The organism is Actinoplanes ianthinogenes, assembly GCF_018324205.1.
Lineage (GTDB): Bacteria > Actinomycetota > Actinomycetes > Mycobacteriales > Micromonosporaceae > Actinoplanes > Actinoplanes ianthinogenes.
Map to the genome: position 1 here is coordinate 3,251,707 of NZ_AP023356.1, position 14,529 is coordinate 3,266,235.

Annotated in this window: 12 protein-coding genes; 4 read left to right on the forward strand and 8 right to left on the reverse strand. The window is 67.5% G+C overall.

Features of this window, described 5'->3' with window-relative positions; all coding sequences use genetic code 11:
- Nucleotides 1-1,185, reverse strand: coding sequence for an acetoin utilization protein AcuC (locus tag Aiant_RS14615; RefSeq protein ID WP_189336423.1), 1,185 nt, complete (start codon nucleotides 1,183-1,185; stop codon nucleotides 1-3).
- Nucleotides 1,186-1,343: 158 nt separating this feature from the next.
- On the opposite strand from Aiant_RS14615, the gene Aiant_RS14620 reads away from it, so the two are divergent.
- Nucleotides 1,344-2,003 (forward strand): iron-dependent transcriptional repressor DtxR, encoded by a 660-nt coding sequence (locus Aiant_RS14620; RefSeq protein WP_425322694.1) that lies wholly within the window; start codon nucleotides 1,344-1,346, stop codon nucleotides 2,001-2,003.
- A 42-nt stretch (nucleotides 2,004-2,045) separates the two neighbouring features.
- On the opposite strand, the gene Aiant_RS14625 is transcribed toward Aiant_RS14620, so the two are convergent.
- Nucleotides 2,046-2,597 (reverse strand): hypothetical protein, encoded by a 552-nt coding sequence (locus Aiant_RS14625; protein ID WP_189336421.1) that lies wholly within the window; start codon nucleotides 2,595-2,597, stop codon nucleotides 2,046-2,048.
- A gap of 133 nt (nucleotides 2,598-2,730) precedes the next feature.
- On the opposite strand from Aiant_RS14625, the gene Aiant_RS14630 reads away from it, so the two are divergent.
- A complete protein-coding gene (locus Aiant_RS14630) occupies nucleotides 2,731-3,270 on the forward strand; it encodes a hypothetical protein (protein WP_189336420.1) in 540 nt (179 codons plus the stop codon).
- On the forward strand, nucleotides 3,267-4,172 hold the full coding sequence (locus tag Aiant_RS14635; RefSeq protein ID WP_189336419.1) for an alpha/beta fold hydrolase: 906 nt from the start codon (nucleotides 3,267-3,269) through the stop codon (nucleotides 4,170-4,172). The genes Aiant_RS14630 and Aiant_RS14635 overlap by 4 nt, the downstream gene beginning before the upstream one ends.
- A 9-nt stretch (nucleotides 4,173-4,181) precedes the next feature.
- On the opposite strand, the gene Aiant_RS14640 is transcribed toward Aiant_RS14635, so the two are convergent.
- Nucleotides 4,182-5,363 carry an MFS transporter gene (locus Aiant_RS14640; protein ID WP_189336418.1) on the reverse strand — a complete coding sequence of 394 codons (1,182 nt, stop codon included), beginning with the start codon at nucleotides 5,361-5,363 and terminating at the stop codon, nucleotides 4,182-4,184.
- A gap of 107 nt (nucleotides 5,364-5,470) precedes the next feature.
- Here Aiant_RS14640 and Aiant_RS14645 point away from each other — a divergent pair, with 107 nt between their 5' ends.
- On the forward strand, nucleotides 5,471-6,001 hold the full coding sequence (locus Aiant_RS14645) for a hypothetical protein (protein ID WP_189336417.1): 531 nt from the start codon (nucleotides 5,471-5,473) through the stop codon (nucleotides 5,999-6,001).
- 363 nt (nucleotides 6,002-6,364) lie between these two features.
- On the opposite strand, the gene Aiant_RS14650 is transcribed toward Aiant_RS14645, so the two are convergent.
- The 5 genes from Aiant_RS14650 to Aiant_RS14670 all read right to left on the reverse strand — a co-directional run bounded on the left by Aiant_RS14650 (nucleotide 6,365) and on the right by Aiant_RS14670 (nucleotide 14,446).
- Nucleotides 6,365-8,344 (reverse strand): ATP-dependent nuclease, encoded by a 1,980-nt coding sequence (locus Aiant_RS14650; protein ID WP_212847183.1) that lies wholly within the window; start codon nucleotides 8,342-8,344, stop codon nucleotides 6,365-6,367.
- Nucleotides 8,345-8,467: 123 nt separating this feature from the next.
- A complete protein-coding gene (locus Aiant_RS14655; RefSeq protein ID WP_189336415.1) occupies nucleotides 8,468-8,998 on the reverse strand; it encodes a hypothetical protein in 531 nt (176 codons plus the stop codon).
- On the reverse strand, nucleotides 8,995-11,235 hold the full coding sequence (locus Aiant_RS14660) for a hypothetical protein (protein ID WP_189336414.1): 2,241 nt from the start codon (nucleotides 11,233-11,235) through the stop codon (nucleotides 8,995-8,997). Before Aiant_RS14660 ends, Aiant_RS14655 begins: the two co-directional genes overlap by 4 nt.
- Nucleotides 11,232-13,076, reverse strand: coding sequence for a hypothetical protein (locus tag Aiant_RS14665; protein ID WP_189336413.1), 1,845 nt, complete (start codon nucleotides 13,074-13,076; stop codon nucleotides 11,232-11,234). Before Aiant_RS14665 ends, Aiant_RS14660 begins: the two co-directional genes overlap by 4 nt.
- A complete protein-coding gene (locus tag Aiant_RS14670; RefSeq protein ID WP_189336412.1) occupies nucleotides 13,076-14,446 on the reverse strand; it encodes a site-specific integrase in 1,371 nt (456 codons plus the stop codon). The genes Aiant_RS14665 and Aiant_RS14670 overlap by 1 nt, the downstream gene beginning before the upstream one ends.
- Nucleotides 14,447-14,529: the final 83 nt, after the last annotated feature.

A 14,529-nucleotide genomic window follows, 5' to 3' on the forward strand; every position in this document is an offset into this window, starting at 1 on the left:
TCAGTCGCGTGGGTCGTGCGGGTCGAGGCCGTGCAGCGGGAAGACCGCGAGCCGGGCGGCCAGGACGGCCCGGTCGACCGGGTCGTTCTCGGTCCCCGGGGACCAGGGCTCGACCGGCGGCTCGGCGCCGTCGGTCATCGTCTCCGGGACGGTGACGCCCGGGCGGCGCTCGGCGGCCAGCCGGCGCCAGCTCTTCGGCGTCGGGGTGCCCGGGTCCAGGGGCCGGCCGGTGGCCACCGCGAGCAGGTGGGTCCAGGCCCGGGGCACCACCTCGACCAGTGCGTATCCACCGCCACCCAGGGCCACCCAGCGACCCTCGCACAGCTCGTCGGCGAGCGAGCGCATCGCCAGGTAGGCCGCGCGCTGGCCGTCGACCGAGAGCTTGAGGTCGGCGAGCGGGTCGAGCCGGTGCGCGTCGGCGCCGCACTGGCTCACGATGATCTCCGGGGCGAACGCCCGGACCACCGACGGGACCACCGCGTGATAGGCCCGCAGCCAGCCGGCGTCGCCGGTGCCCGGGGGCAGCGGCACGTTCACCGCGGTGCCCTCGGCGCCCGGGCCACCGGTCTCGTCGCAGAACCCGGTGCCCGGGAAGAGCGCCAGCGGCGTCTCGTGCAGGCTGACCGTCAGCACCCGCGGATCGTCGTAGAACATCGCCTGCACCCCGTCGCCGTGGTGCACGTCGACGTCGATGTACGCCACCCGCTGGGCGCCGTGGTCGAGCAGCCAGGCGATCGCGACCGCCGGGTCGTTGTAGACACAGAAGCCGGCCGCCCGGGCCGGCATGGCGTGGTGCAGGCCACCGGCCACATTCACCGCGCGCCGGGCGACGCCGTGCCAGACCGCCTCGGCGGCCGCGATGCTGGCGCCGCAGATCCGCGCCGAGGAGTCGTGCATGCCGTCGAAGACCGGGTTGTCCGGCGTGTTCAGCCCCCAGCCCAGGAAGAACGGGTCGATCGGCGCCTGGCGCACGGCGTCCAGGTAATCCGGCCGGTGCACCCGGGTCAGCTCCGCGTCGCCGGCCGGTCGCGGCGTGATCAACTGCACACCCGGACGATCGAGGACGCCCAGCTCCCGGGCGAGCGCCATGGTCAGCTCGACGCGCACCGGGTTGAGCGGGTGATCGCCCATGTCGTAGTCGAGCAGGGCCCTGTCCCAGACCACCGCCGTCGTCTCGTCCGCCATCCGGACATGCTCCCACGGGGTGGCGGATGGGGCACTCGTCCCGCCACCTCCGGTAGGGTCTCCTGGCACTTGCTCGGGGCGGATGTCAACCCCCCGCCGCGCGGTAACATCGCTGCTGGGAGGACCGCATCGTGAACGACCTTGTCGACACCACCGAGATGTATCTCCGGACCATTCTCGAACTCGAAGAAGAAGGCGTGCCTCCGCTTCGGGCTCGCATCGCCGAGCGCCTGCATCAGAGCGGCCCCACGGTCAGTCAGACGGTGGCCCGCATGGAGCGGGACGGTCTGCTCACCGTCGAGGGTGACCGTCACCTGGTGCTCACCGAGGAGGGGCGCACCACCGCCGTCTCCGTCATGCGTAAGCACCGGCTCGCGGAGCTGCTGCTGGTCAACGTCATCGGCATGCCGTGGGAGGAAGCCCACGAGGAGGCCTGCCGGTGGGAGCACGTGATGAGCGACTCGGTCGAGCGCCGGGTCTACGAGCTGCTGAACAAGCCGACGCGCTCGCCGTACGGAAATCCGATCCCGGGTCTGGAACAGCTCGGCATGCCGGAGGACGACGTCACCGAGCAGGTCGGCCAGGGCGAGCGCAACCTGGCGTTCCCCGGCCTGACCGGCAGTGTCGTGGTCCGGCGGATCTGCGAGAGCGTCCAGACCAACGCGGACGTGCTGCGTCAGCTGCACGCCGCCGGCATCGATCCGGGGACGACCGTGACGGTCGCGCAGGAGCGGGACGGGGTCACCATCGACAAGTCGGGTGACAAGATCCGGCTGCCGCGTGAGGTGGCGTCCCGGGTGTTCGTCGCCGCCCGCTGAGGATCGTCGCCAGGGGGTCCCGCGGTCCGCGGGGCCCCGTTGTCAGCTGTCCGTGGTGTCCATCGCCTTGGCCAGCTCGAGCAGCCCGGCGTTCATCCTGGTCACCGAGTCGGCCGGCGCGCCCTTGGCGAAGGTGAACTTCAGCGTCTGCAGCTGCGCGGCCTCGCTCAGCCAGCCGATCTCCACGGACGGGCCGTGGCCGCCACTCGCCGCGGCGTTCAACCGGTACGCCGCCTTGCCGAGGCCCTTGAGCTTGACCGCCTTCTTCGGCATCCGCTCGGCCAGGAAGATCTTGCCGTCCGCCTTGGTCTGCTCGACCACGGACAGTGACAGGTCGGGCCACGCAGCGCTCTCGGTCTGCACCACGCAGGTGGACGTGTCGTCGACCTGGTCCGAGGCGGCCACGGTGAACCTGACGCCGATCTTCTCCTGGATGAACTTCCAGTCCCACAGGATGCAGGCGCCACCCGCGGAGGCGGCCGGCACCTCGGCGACCTTGACCGGGGGCAGCGAGGCGGGTGCGTCGTCGCGCTCGTTGCAGCCGGCGACGGCGAGCAACGCGACGACGCCGAGCGCGGCGGAAACCGTACGCACCAGTGATCCTCCCGGGGTCGCGCCACACCCTATTGCGCCGTGGCCGGGAGCGGAAGTGGCGGGGCGGCCATATACGCGGAGTAGCCTTTCGGATGCTTGACATCGCCTGTCAAGTAGCGGCACGATGAGGGACATGACCGGATCCGACGCGTTGGCCGAGCAGCTCATCCGGCTGCTCGACGCGCGGCTCACCGATCCGCTGGAGATCCTTCTCGACGGCGACGGCAGCGTGGACGTGGTGCGCGCACGGCTGCACCGGCGGGCGCTGGACTGGGCGTTCGTCATCGAGCACGGCTCCGAGCCGGAGGCGGTGGGCATGCTCGCCCGGCTGATCGCGACGCTCTATCCGGACGATCACGCGTTCGCGCCGCCGGTGCAGTGGTGGCGCACGCCGCTCGGGCAGGCGGTGGCGCGGCGGATGGGGCATCCGTTCGTCACGTCGGTGTCCTATGCGATGGCCGGCGCCATGCTGGGGATCACCCGGCAGGGGGTGCACGACCTGGTGCGGCGGGGCAGGTTGCCGCGGCATCCGGACGGCGGGGTGCCGGTGCGGGCGGTGCGCGACCGCCTGCTCGCCGCCGGCCCCGGGGCAAGCGACTCCGGTCCGGACCCGCAGACACGTGATGACTCCGGTCCGGACCCGCAGACACGTGATGACGAGGAGCAACCATGATCCACGACAGCCTGGTCGACGCGGGGAACGTGCAGATCGCCGTCCGCGACTTCGGCGGTGACGCGCCGCCGCTGCTCCTGCTGCACGGCGCCGGCGGCAACCTGGCACAGCTGACCACGCTGGCTCGCGCGCTCCGCCCGCACTTCCGGGTGGTCACGCTCGACCTGCGCGGGCACGGCCGGTCCGCGGACGGCCCGTGGAGCTGGGACGCCGCGCTGGGCGACCTGGCGGCCGTCTGCGTGCAGCTCGAGCTGGAGCGCCCGGCGGTGGTCGGTCACTCGCTGGGTGGCATGCTGGCCGCGCTCTGGGGTGCCCGGCACCCGGAGTCACCCGGTGTGGTCAGCCTCGACGGCAACCCGCCGCCCACCCGCCCCGAGCAGCTCCCCGGCCTGGATCCGGCCAAGGCCGAGGCCGAGCTGGAGCGGCTGACCGCGATCTTCGACATGACGCAGGCCGCGGCCGGCCAGACCGTCGAGGCCGCCGAGCTGGCCGACCTGGTGGAGCGGCAGCGGATGGCCGCCCGTGACATGGGCGCCAACGAGAAGGTGTGGATCGAGGGCTTCCGCCGCAACCTGGTCCACGCCCGCGAGGGCCAGACCACCTTCCGCCCGTCCTTCGAGACCGTCTCCCAGCTGCGCACCCTGATGACCGAGCTGGACCTGGCCCCGGTCTACGCCGCCACCACCTGCCCCGCGCTCCTGGTGCTGGCGACCCGGGACCTGCCGGAGCAGGAGCCGTTCGCCGATCTGTACGCGGCGCACCGCCGCTACCTGCTGGCCCAGGCCCAGGCCGCCCCGCACCTGAGTCACCTCCAGCTCGCCGACGCCTCCCACGCCATGGTGATCGAGCAGCCCGCCCTGCTCGCCTCGGTGATCACCGACTTCCTCACCGGGCCTCGCTGACCACCTCGGTCACCCGGCGGGGAGCGGCTTGGCGGCGTGCGCGGCGGCCAGGCCGACGAGCAGAGCGGCGAAAGCGCAGAGCAGGGCGTGGCGGACGCCCAGGTGCGCGGCCAGGAATCCGATCAGCGGCGGCCCGGCCAGGAAGGCGGCATATCCGATGGAGCCGGCCACCGAGACGCGCATGGCGGCTCGGATCGGGTCGTCGGCGGCGGCGCTCATGCCGATCGGGAAGCCGAGGGAGGCTCCGACGCCCCAGAGCATGGCGCCGGCCAGGGCGAGCGGGATCGTGCCGCCGAAAACGACCAGGAGCAGACCGGCCGCGGCCGAGACGGCGGTGAGGCGCAGGACCGCGACGCGGCCCCAGCGGTCGGTGGCGGGGCCGCCGTACATCCGGCCCACGGTCATCGCGGTGACGAAGACCCCGAACCCGATCGCGCCGACCGTGTCCCCGGCGTCGTAACCGTCGACCAGGCTGATCGCCAGCCAGTCGTTGGCGGAGCCCTCGGTGAAGCCGAAACCGAGCAGGATCAGGCCGATCAGGATGGTCCGCGGCTCCCGCCAGGCCTGGCCCGCGGTCATCGCCGGTTTCGCGCCGGGCTCCGGGCCGGCGTGCGGCAGGAAGCGGCGGACCACCGCGATCTGGACCGCGACGACGACCGCGGTGGTCAGGTACAGCTGCGCCCAGACCGGCAGGCCGGTCGCCGCGGTGATCGCGCCGACGCCGGCGCCGGCGACCGTGCCGAGGCTGAAGCCGGCATGAAAGCGAGGCATGATCGTCCGCCCCAGCCGGCGCTCCACGTCGGCCGCCTCGACGTTCATCGCGACGTCCCAGGTGCTGGTGCCGAACCCGCAGAAGAGCAGCGCCAGGCCGGCCAGCACGACCGAGCCGAGCAGCGTCGCCGTGCCCAGCACCGCCAGGCCGAGAGCCATCGACATGCTGGCCCCGAGCACCGCCCGGGCCGGCCCGAAGCGCTGCACCAGCGGACCGGCGAGCGGGATGGACGCGACCGAGGTGCCGGACATGCAGAGCAGCAGCAACCCGAACCCGGCGACCGAGAGGTCCAGCCCGTCCCGCACCGCGGGTGCCCGGGCCAGCCAGCCGGCGAGCGCCAGCCCGTTCATCCCGAAGGTGACGCCAACCGCGATCTTGGCCGTGTTCACCCGCGCGGGCAGGACGTCGATGCTGGTCACGACCTCAACTTACACGTTAAAGCTGGCGCGGTCACCGAGGTCGGCCTCGGACCGGATCGGAGCACGTCCCACAATGGGCGTCTACCGAGAAACGGAGGGAAAGCGACATGGGACGGCCCGAGGAACTGCAAGCGGAGGCACGCTCCGTGCTCGCGCTGCTGGAACCGCTGGGACCGCTCACCCCGACCGGCAGCTTCGTGTCCGGGCTGATGGTCCGGCGCGAGGTCGACGTGATGCTGCTCGGCGGCCCGGATTTCGGCCCGGCCGACGTGCTCGCGCTGCTCGGCAAGGCGGTCGAGATCCCCGGACTCACCGGTTTCTCCTGCACCGACGAGCGCGGCGACCGTTCACCCACCGGCGAGAAGCGCGACGAACGCTTTCACGTGCTGCTGACCGTGGGCGAGTGGCAGGCCGACCTCTCCGTCTGGCTGCACGACGACCACGCGAACGTCAGCGAGTGGCACCGGGAGCTGGTCACCCGGCTCACCGACGAGGAGCGGCAGGCCATCCTCGCGATCAAGAACGTGTGGCACGAGCGCCCGGAGTATCCCGGCGCCTTCGAGGTCTACACCGCCGTCCTGGAGCACGGCGTCCGGACCGCAGTGGAGTTCGGCGTCTGGCTCCGCTCAGGCGGTTAGGCCGGCCACGAGGCGGCCCGGTAGGCGACCAGGCGGATACCAGCCCCGGGCATGCCCCCGGTTCGACGCGCTCCCCCAGTGCCACCGCGGCCGGACCGGCATGCCGGCCGCCACGCTCAGCTCGCCGCCCGGCGTGGTCGCGGGATCCCGATCCCACGCATCGCCCGCCCCTGCGACGCCGAACCGCCCGACCCCATCCGGAATCGGGCGGTCCGTGGTGCGATCGTCAGCTGTTCCTGGGAAGTTTGGGAGTGTCTCCAGCATCGCGCTGCCTCCCACCCGCCCCCGACGACCCTACCCAGCTTCTCATATTCTGAGAACCATCGGGTATGTCAGTCACCGCCCGAAGCGGCGGCAGTTTCCCTACACGAGCGCCTTGTTGATGTCGGCGAGAAGCTTCGTAACGCCGGCCTGCTCAGCTCCGGACAGGTCTGAGATCTCATTTGCGGCCAACCAGCGGATGAACGCCCGGACAAGCTTGTACTTCGAGAAGCCGCTGATTTCCTTCTTGAAAATCTCGATGATCGGCCGAGCGGGTTGGGCAGCTGCCGTGGCCGTAACATCCCAGCCGAGGTCATCCTTGGCGACATGAACGAGGGTTTCTCGAAGGAGGTCTTCGATCTCGGGGCGGCTCGCTCCAGGATCGCAGTAGTCCTTGGTGCGCAGGATTTTCCGGCTGCCAAGGAGCTGCACGAGTTCATCCTGCTTAGCGGCGTTGTCGCCGGCTTGATCAGAGTCCAGAAGCGCTGCCACCTTGAGGTTCTGACTGGTCAGCAGCGTTACGTAGTAGATCACCTTGCTCGCGCTGGAAGCCGGGACGAGGCTGATGCTGGCTTTCAGGCCTTTCCCGACATCGGTGAAGGCGGTGTTCAGGGCCTCCACGTACATCATGTCGGTCAGCCCTTCGCAAACGAGGTTCCGCGATTGGCCGAAGAGGCTTTGAGCCAACTCGTACCCAAGGGCGGCCTGCAGCGGGTAAATCGATCGGGGATCGTCGACGACCAGCCGTGTATGAACCTTGGTGCCTGCCTCGCGACTCGTCATCTCAACGATCCGGACCAGGTCGAGTTCGTCGGTGCCGACCATGAACGGCGAGTGCGTGGTGTAGATGACCTGGTTCTTCTCGGCGAGACGAGCGACCGTCTTGCGGAACTCCTGCTGCTTGAGTGCATGGAGACTCAGCCCAGGCTCATCAAGGAGCAGGATTGCGTTTTTCAACTCTCCCTGGGCCTGCGCCTTGAACACGACGAAGAAGGAAACCAACCAGCGAAAACCTTCGCTGCGCTGATCGAGCTCCACTTCAACACCGATGTCATCGACTACCACAACCTTGAGGTATTGCCCATCGCACACCAGCCGTAGCTGTACGTTGTCGTCGCCCCAAACTTCGCGGATAGACCTAGTCAAGTCAACGCTAGCCGAGTTGAGCCGGTACTGACGGTCGTCGAGTTTGGCCTGATAAGCCTTGACCGCGTTCAAGAAATCGTCGCTTGCTGCTCCACCGCCATAGTGCTGGGGCTGCGGTTCACCGGATGCCAGCTCAGACAATTCCTTCGCGGTCAGTCCAAGAAGCTGAAGCAGGCAGAGGTTGCCGAAGTCATAATCAGGGTCGATGTCTCCAGACGCTTCCCGGGCAGCAAGCGATGCGAGATTGATACTCGGCCTGACGGTGAAGTACGTCGAGTAGTAGACGAAGAGCGGGAGTCGAGCACGGATCCTCGCTCCCGCTTCCGTGACACAGGCGTCAAGCTCGAGAGCAACTTTAATCCTGTCGTGACGATTCTCTTCGCGCTCGTCATCTTCGTCAATTAAGGGCAGCGCCGTTTCCAACCAAGCCAGGAACTTCCTGGCAAACTCACCTCGCAGCGCGATATGGGGTTTGCGGCCAGCAGTAAGAGCGTCCAAGCCGGCGAGAACTTCGGCACTGCCCTCCCGCTTCACCAAGTATGCGCGGAGCCGCGTGAGGTCTTTCTCGATATCACCAAAGGTTCGCCAAAGTTCAGCTCCGCCGAAGTTCCAACGCAGTGTGTTATCAAGGTAGCGCTTGATAACGATTTCCGTCACGCCCGTGGATTCTGGCGACTCCTCAAGGACGATCTTCTTCTCGACGTCCGTCAGAACGAACGTCGCCTCAGCGACCAGCACATCGCTGGGGTCGCGGTCGCCGCGCTGCACCTCGGTGTAATTGGCCCGAGGGTAATCCCGGAGCGGACTGAATCCGTCGGCACCCTTCGGCGCGTTGATTTGCTGAAGAGCCTTGAGCAGCGCTGTCTTGCCCGCCTCGTTTACACCGACAAGAAGGGTCCTCTCTTGATCGATATCGATCTCACCGCTATCGCGCACCGATCGATAGTCTCGGATATGCGCCCTGCTCAAATACATTGCGGATCCCCTCAATACAAAGCCAAGTCATCCTATACTCGGCAAGGGCTGAGATTCACTGAATTTTGGGTGCGATCGCAGCCGCTACTCTTCGTCTTGCCGGAGCGCCGAGACTGGCCTGAGGTGGCGGACCTTCTCTTGCCTTTCGCGAGCAATCTCCTCGAACTCTGGGCGGAGCCGTTCGTGCAGGTCGCGGGCATAGGCGAGGGCGGTGTTGCGTTCACGGCGGGCAGTCTTGAGTTCGGCGCGGAGTTCCCGGATGGTCTCGTCGCGCTCGCGGACCTGGTCGAACAGTTCGGCGGCGTTCGGCGTCTCGCCGAGGATGGCGAGTTGTGCGCGGACGAGGACCGGGATGTTCTCTCGGATGCTCGCCATCGCGACCTTGTGGTGGTTGTAGGCGGATCCGCGGGATACGCCGGCTACCTGGCAGAGGCTGACGATGGAGACGGGTTTGTCGGCAGCCGCGAGGATCGCCGCAGCGAGCACGAGCCGCATCGGAACCGGGATATCGCCGAGATGCTCACCCAAGGCGGCAGGACCAGCACCGTCGCGCAGCGCCTCTGCGTAGGCGGCCGCAGCCAGGTGCAAAGTCTCCAGGCTGTCGACGTCGCTCATTCCGCCAGCCCCAGCGCCTCAGCAACGTATTCGTCGAGTTCCGTGGCGATGATCCGGGCGAGTTCGTCGTCGCTGACCTCTGCGAACTCGGCCACAATCTCGGGCATCGCCTCGCCGATCTTGCGGGCGCTGCGATGCAACGCGGGGTGCATCCGGAGTTCTAGGCGGCGGCGAAGCTCGACGCGGGCGCGTTGACCGGGCGTCATGGCCGAGTTGCGGCACTCGAAAGGTCTGCATAGCCGGAAGTCGGCGGCCCCCTCGCCACCGCAAAGTGCACCTTCAGCAGCGTGAACGCAAATCGTGTACGGCCCAACCGCGATGTTGGGATTGCGCTTGCCGACCACCTTGAGCCGGGCAGAGCTGAGCGGTGCAGGGTTGGACAGGGCAGGACCTTGCCTTTCGACCGCCTGCCGCATGCGGGTAACGCCCTTGCCGCGGAGGGCGTCGGGATTTTGAGCGGCTCGGCGCATGACTCGCCCGATGTGCTCGTGCTGCAGTTCCAAGGCGTCCAGGGGATCCGCCAGATGGATGATCTTGTAGACGTCGGCGTGGTAGCCCATGGCGACCGACTGGTGGTTCCACTGTCCGAACTGCGCGGCGAGGGCGTTGCCAAGATCTCGGGAGGCGTACGCCTGGATCGCGGTAATCCGGATCTGCGAGATGTTCACCCTGGTGACGTCAGCAAGGTCGGCGGGTGAGACGCCGCGGTGGTGGAGACGCTTGGCACCCTTGATCAGCCAGTCCATGAAGCTGAGGTCTAGATGGATCGTGTCTCTCACGGTGCGGGCGCTCGCAGTGATGAGTTGGGCGTCGAACAGCAGCGGCTCGCCGGTGATGGTGCTGGTCGCCGGCGTGATCCCGTGGATTCGGTGCAGTTCCTCGATCACCTCGATGATGCGCGCGATCCGATGGTTGACCTTCCAAGTGGTGCGCTGAGGCGCCATCCGGTTCTTGGTCTTGTAGCCACGCATGGTGACCACTTCGTAGGTCTCGCCGTTGGGCCGAGTCTTGGTCTCGCGCTTGACGCAGCCTGGGGTGAGGCAGGCGAGGTCCTTGTCTCGCAATCCGCAGGTTGCCGCGAGGTAGTACATCGCGTAGTAGACCAGCGCGCTTTGCCAGAAACGAAGTTCGTCGCGGACGGGCAGAAGCCGATGGGTCCAGGCCGAGTTGCCGGTGCCGCCGCGCTGTAGAAACTCAGTAACCGGCAGGTTACAGGGATTGCCGCCACCTTCGTCGAGATCCTCGTCTCGGAAGCGGCGCATGGCGTAGCGACCCCACAGGAACGCCTCGTCAGCGTCGGGAGCGCCGCAGAGCAGGCCGAGCGCGATGTGGGCCAGAGTGAGACCGCCAGTGCTGTTGCGACGGCCGGGCAGCTTCCCGACGCGGCTATGTACCTCTCGGGCCACGTCGAACATCGCGTCATAGCCCTCTTGCTGGGTGGTCGGGCCATCTTCCGGGGCAACCGTATGCTCGGCCCACCAGCGGGAGTGCGCGAGGATGTCGTCGGCAATGTGGTCGAACGCCCAGGCCACGAAGCCAAGACAGCGTCCGACGTCCTCGTGCGGGCGTCGCAGGTTGCGCTTCGGGCGGTGGCCGCTGCCAAACAGGCTGGTGGTCTCCTCGCCGTCGAAAGGTTCGGAGCCGAGCAGGTTCGGCCGGCCAACGATGCTGCGGATGGACCAGAGCGACTGCATCTGCTGGGCGCGACCGCGCAGCGTGCCGGCGGCGAGTTGAGCTCCACTGAGTTTTTCTGCCCGGTTCTGCGGCTGCTGCATCAGGACGCGGACGCGGGCCCAGTCTTCGGACGTCGGCGTGATGATGTGGTGGGCATCGAGCACGGCGAGCACGAGACGCAGCTGCTTAAGATTGCCTTGGGCTGTCACCAGTTTGGTGGGCTCTTGGATGGTCGGCCAAGACACGGCGATCGGGTCCTGGGGCGACCAACGAGGGGCGAGGTCGGGATCCAGTTGCAACAAGATCCATTCCTTGGCTGCAGTACGCCAATGCACCGGGACGCCGCTAAAGTCCAACGCGGTCTGCGAGCCGTGTTTGCTGGTCCAACTGGGGTGGCCGGCGGTGTCCCAGCGGTCGTGCATGAAGTAAACGGGCCGGTCGATGTCGTAGCCGAGCGGGATCAGGGCGCGCACGTCGGTGTCATCGGCGACGACCTTGCTGTTCTCGTCTTCGGATGGCGGGCGTAGTCGTAGGACGTTGGCGTAGCCGGCGGCTGAGGTCATCGACGTAGCTCCGTGTAGAGGCCGTTGACGTTGAGGATGTGCGGGGTCAGGTCGGTAGCCGACCTGACGGTTTCCACGAGTGCGGCGGGGAACTGGGCGAGGGACTCGCCGGCGTAGAAGTGCAGCAGGCTCGCGTCGCCGTTCTCCCATTCGTCGGGATCGTTATCGCGGATGATCTCGGTGAACGCGACGGTGGCGAGCAGCCCAGGGACGTGGTCGGCGGTGCGGTAGCCCCTTGGACAGACGAAGCATGCCGCAAGACCCAGAGAGCACGGCGTGTCGGTGTCGTCGGGGTCGTTGCCGCCGGTGGTGCAGACGCCGACGACCACGTCGAGCATCTCCTGCTCGTCGACGTCGGCCAACTCTTTGGCGGTGCCGTCCGTCGCGGCGCTGACAGGTGTCGCGAAGCGAGCGAGCGCCTGCTCGACGATATCGTCCTGGGCCGCGGTGGCGTGCGCGACGAGCGTGTGCTCTGGGAGTACGTGGGCGAGGTAGTGCAGGCGGGTGCGGCGGCCGTGGCCGTGCACGTCGGCATCGGGGTTCTTCTTGATGCCACGTTCCAGCGACTTGTTGCGTAACGCCCGGAAGCGCAGTCCGTGGTTCAGACGGGTGATGTCGGGGTTCTTCCAGTGCTGGTCGAAGGCGGCGTAGCGCCACCCGTGGTGGATCCGGTTGTTGGTAAGGATCTCGGCGCGCCGGCAATCGCGCCAGTGCTCGACATAGATCTTGTTGGCCACGTCAGGAACGTCGCCCGCGTCAACGTCGGTGAGGCGGACTGCCCTGTAGTGCCGGTTGAACCGGGTGAGGGCGGTGAGCGTGGCGACCATACCTCCCGCCGAGAACATGGACTCGGTGGTGACGGGCAGGTTTTCTTCGCTGTGGTTGCGGGCCTTGGCAGTCAGGAGCAGGCCGTGCTCTTCGCCGGTGTAGATCAGGTCGGTGGGTTCGGTGCGCAGCATGGTGGCCTGGTTGAGCCCGGTGTCGTCCGCGAGGCACTGGAGGATCAGCCCAGCAACCAGGACATCGTTGCGTGGGTGTAAGGCGATCCCGATGTCGGTAATGGCGGCGCTGAGCGGATTGAGCTGCCGACGTCCGTCAGTGTGGCCGAAGACTTCTGGATGCAGCAGGCACCAGGCGATAAGTTCGGCACGGGACGCACCGTAGCCAGGCGGCCTTTCGGTGCGTGCGTCCGGGAACCGATGAAGGGCGTCATCGATGATCTCTGCGGCGGGAACGGTCATCCATCCCCGCCCGGCGATGTCGAGCCCAAAGTCGGCCAGCACTTGGCGCTGTGCAATGTATGCCTCGGCGAACCGGCCACGTGCCGCCTGTTCGATCGCGTCGGCGACGTCGTCATCGTAGGGTTCGGTCGCGGAGTCCTTCACCATGTAGGCGGTGTTGGCAAGGGCGTAGGCCAGCGGTCCGCCCTTGGGGTGGTGCTTACGAAGCACCCTGCCGAGCAGCTTGTTCAGCGTCCGCTTCGTGCTGTCGTCGAAGTCGGCGAGCGTCTCCCGGAGGACTTCGAGGGTGAGAACCTCGGCGGCAAAGTCGGTGATCCCTCGCTGCGACAGCGCTGCAAGGAGGCGAGTGCAACTCCGGGAACAGCCGTAGAGCACCTTCGACGACTCCCAATCGCCGTCGCCGTAGACGCGCAGGCTGTTGACCATGCCATCGAGTAATTGCCGCCCCGCCTGCGTGACAGGACCGGGATCGAGTCTTGCGGTCTGCGGAGCTGCATGCGCAGCGTCGGTGTAGACGATGGCCAGGGCGTCGTAGTCGACGCTGAGGACCTTCTTGATGTCGAAGGTATGGCTGGTGAAGCCGCGGGTGCGGTGGGCCATCAGCGTCGCCCCAGGAACTCGTCGAGCGGGATGTTGAGGAACTTGTGGGCGTTGCGGGTGTAGAGCCGGGTCGAGTCGTCGCTGGCGTGTCCGAGGCTCATCTTGGCTACCTCAACCGCGTCGCCGACGCGATGCGGCGTGTAGGCGTCGACCATCGACGGGGCGACGAACTCCGCGAGCGCCTGTTTGAAGATGCAGACGGTCAGGTGCGTGGCGTACGAGTGTCGCAGGTCGTGAGTCCGGAAGGACGCCGGGAACTTCGGGTTCAAGTGCTCACGAGTCCAGTCGCGGGCTCGCGCGGTGATTCGTCCACAGGTGTCGTAGCCGACCGGGGCGCCGGTGCGCGGGTCGAGCCACGCGAGTGGGCTGGACCGGCCGTCGAGGTCAACAAGGCGTAGCCGGGTCGCAGCGTCCGTCTCCACCCAGCGCCGACGGACCGTCTTGCCATCGACAACAGCGGTCCAGATGTCGTCATCAGCGCTGGTCAGGTGCAGCGGCTCGGCGGGGCGATAGGGACGGCCATCTTCGACGAGTTCCGCGCGGTGCCCGGTGAGGTAGTGGTGCACGGGCACGAGGCGGTGGGAGAAGACGAAAGCATCGCCGCCGGCATCGTTCTTCGTGATGAAGTCAGGCACCCGGATGGTGGTAAAGTCGTTGCTGCTCAGAGGCGGTATCTCGTACCGGGATATGTAAGTAAGCGTCTCGCGGCGCAGTCCTGCGGCGAGCCCGAGGCTGACCAGAGCGGCGTCGCGGTCGACGGTTCGCACGTCGTGCTGGCGGCCGTTCCGGTCGATTCGCATCGCACCTTGGATGAGCAGGTCGGCGAAGCCTGGGGTGATCGGGGTGCCACGGCTGCCGGTACGGCGACGCGGTCGTAAACCGGCGATGGCCTGGACGCTGCGGCCGTCGGGCAGGTTGATGCGTTCGAGGTCGAAGGGCAACGGCACGTTGTAAGAGCGGTGCAGGAACTCGTGGAACTGCTTGAGGGTGGAGCGCTGCGCTTGCCAGGTCGATGAGGAGACCTGGGTGTCCTGGTCGTACTGGCGGGCGCGGTAGTAGGCGAGCAGGTCTTCCTCATCGGCGACGAACACGTCGCTGCGGTGCTCGGCAGGGTCGATGCGGTGCCGCACCACGCGGAGGTACTCGATCCAGGCTGCAAGCCGGCGTGCATGGGCGACGGTCGTGTCCATCACCGGCCGCCGCTGGTGCTTGCGACGCAGCCAGTGCGACGCTGCCGTGTGATAGCGACCGTCGACAAGGATGGACGGGCTGTCCACGTGCTCGACCCGCAGCGCCGGCTCGCCGAGCATCTGCCCGAGCAGGTCGTAATCGACGGAACGCGGAGGCACGACGCTCACTGACACGGTCACCGCTCCCCTCGTACGTCCAAAAGCAGATGCCTCCCACCCGCAATCGGGTGGGAGGCATCTGTTGTAGGCCTTCACCAGGATCT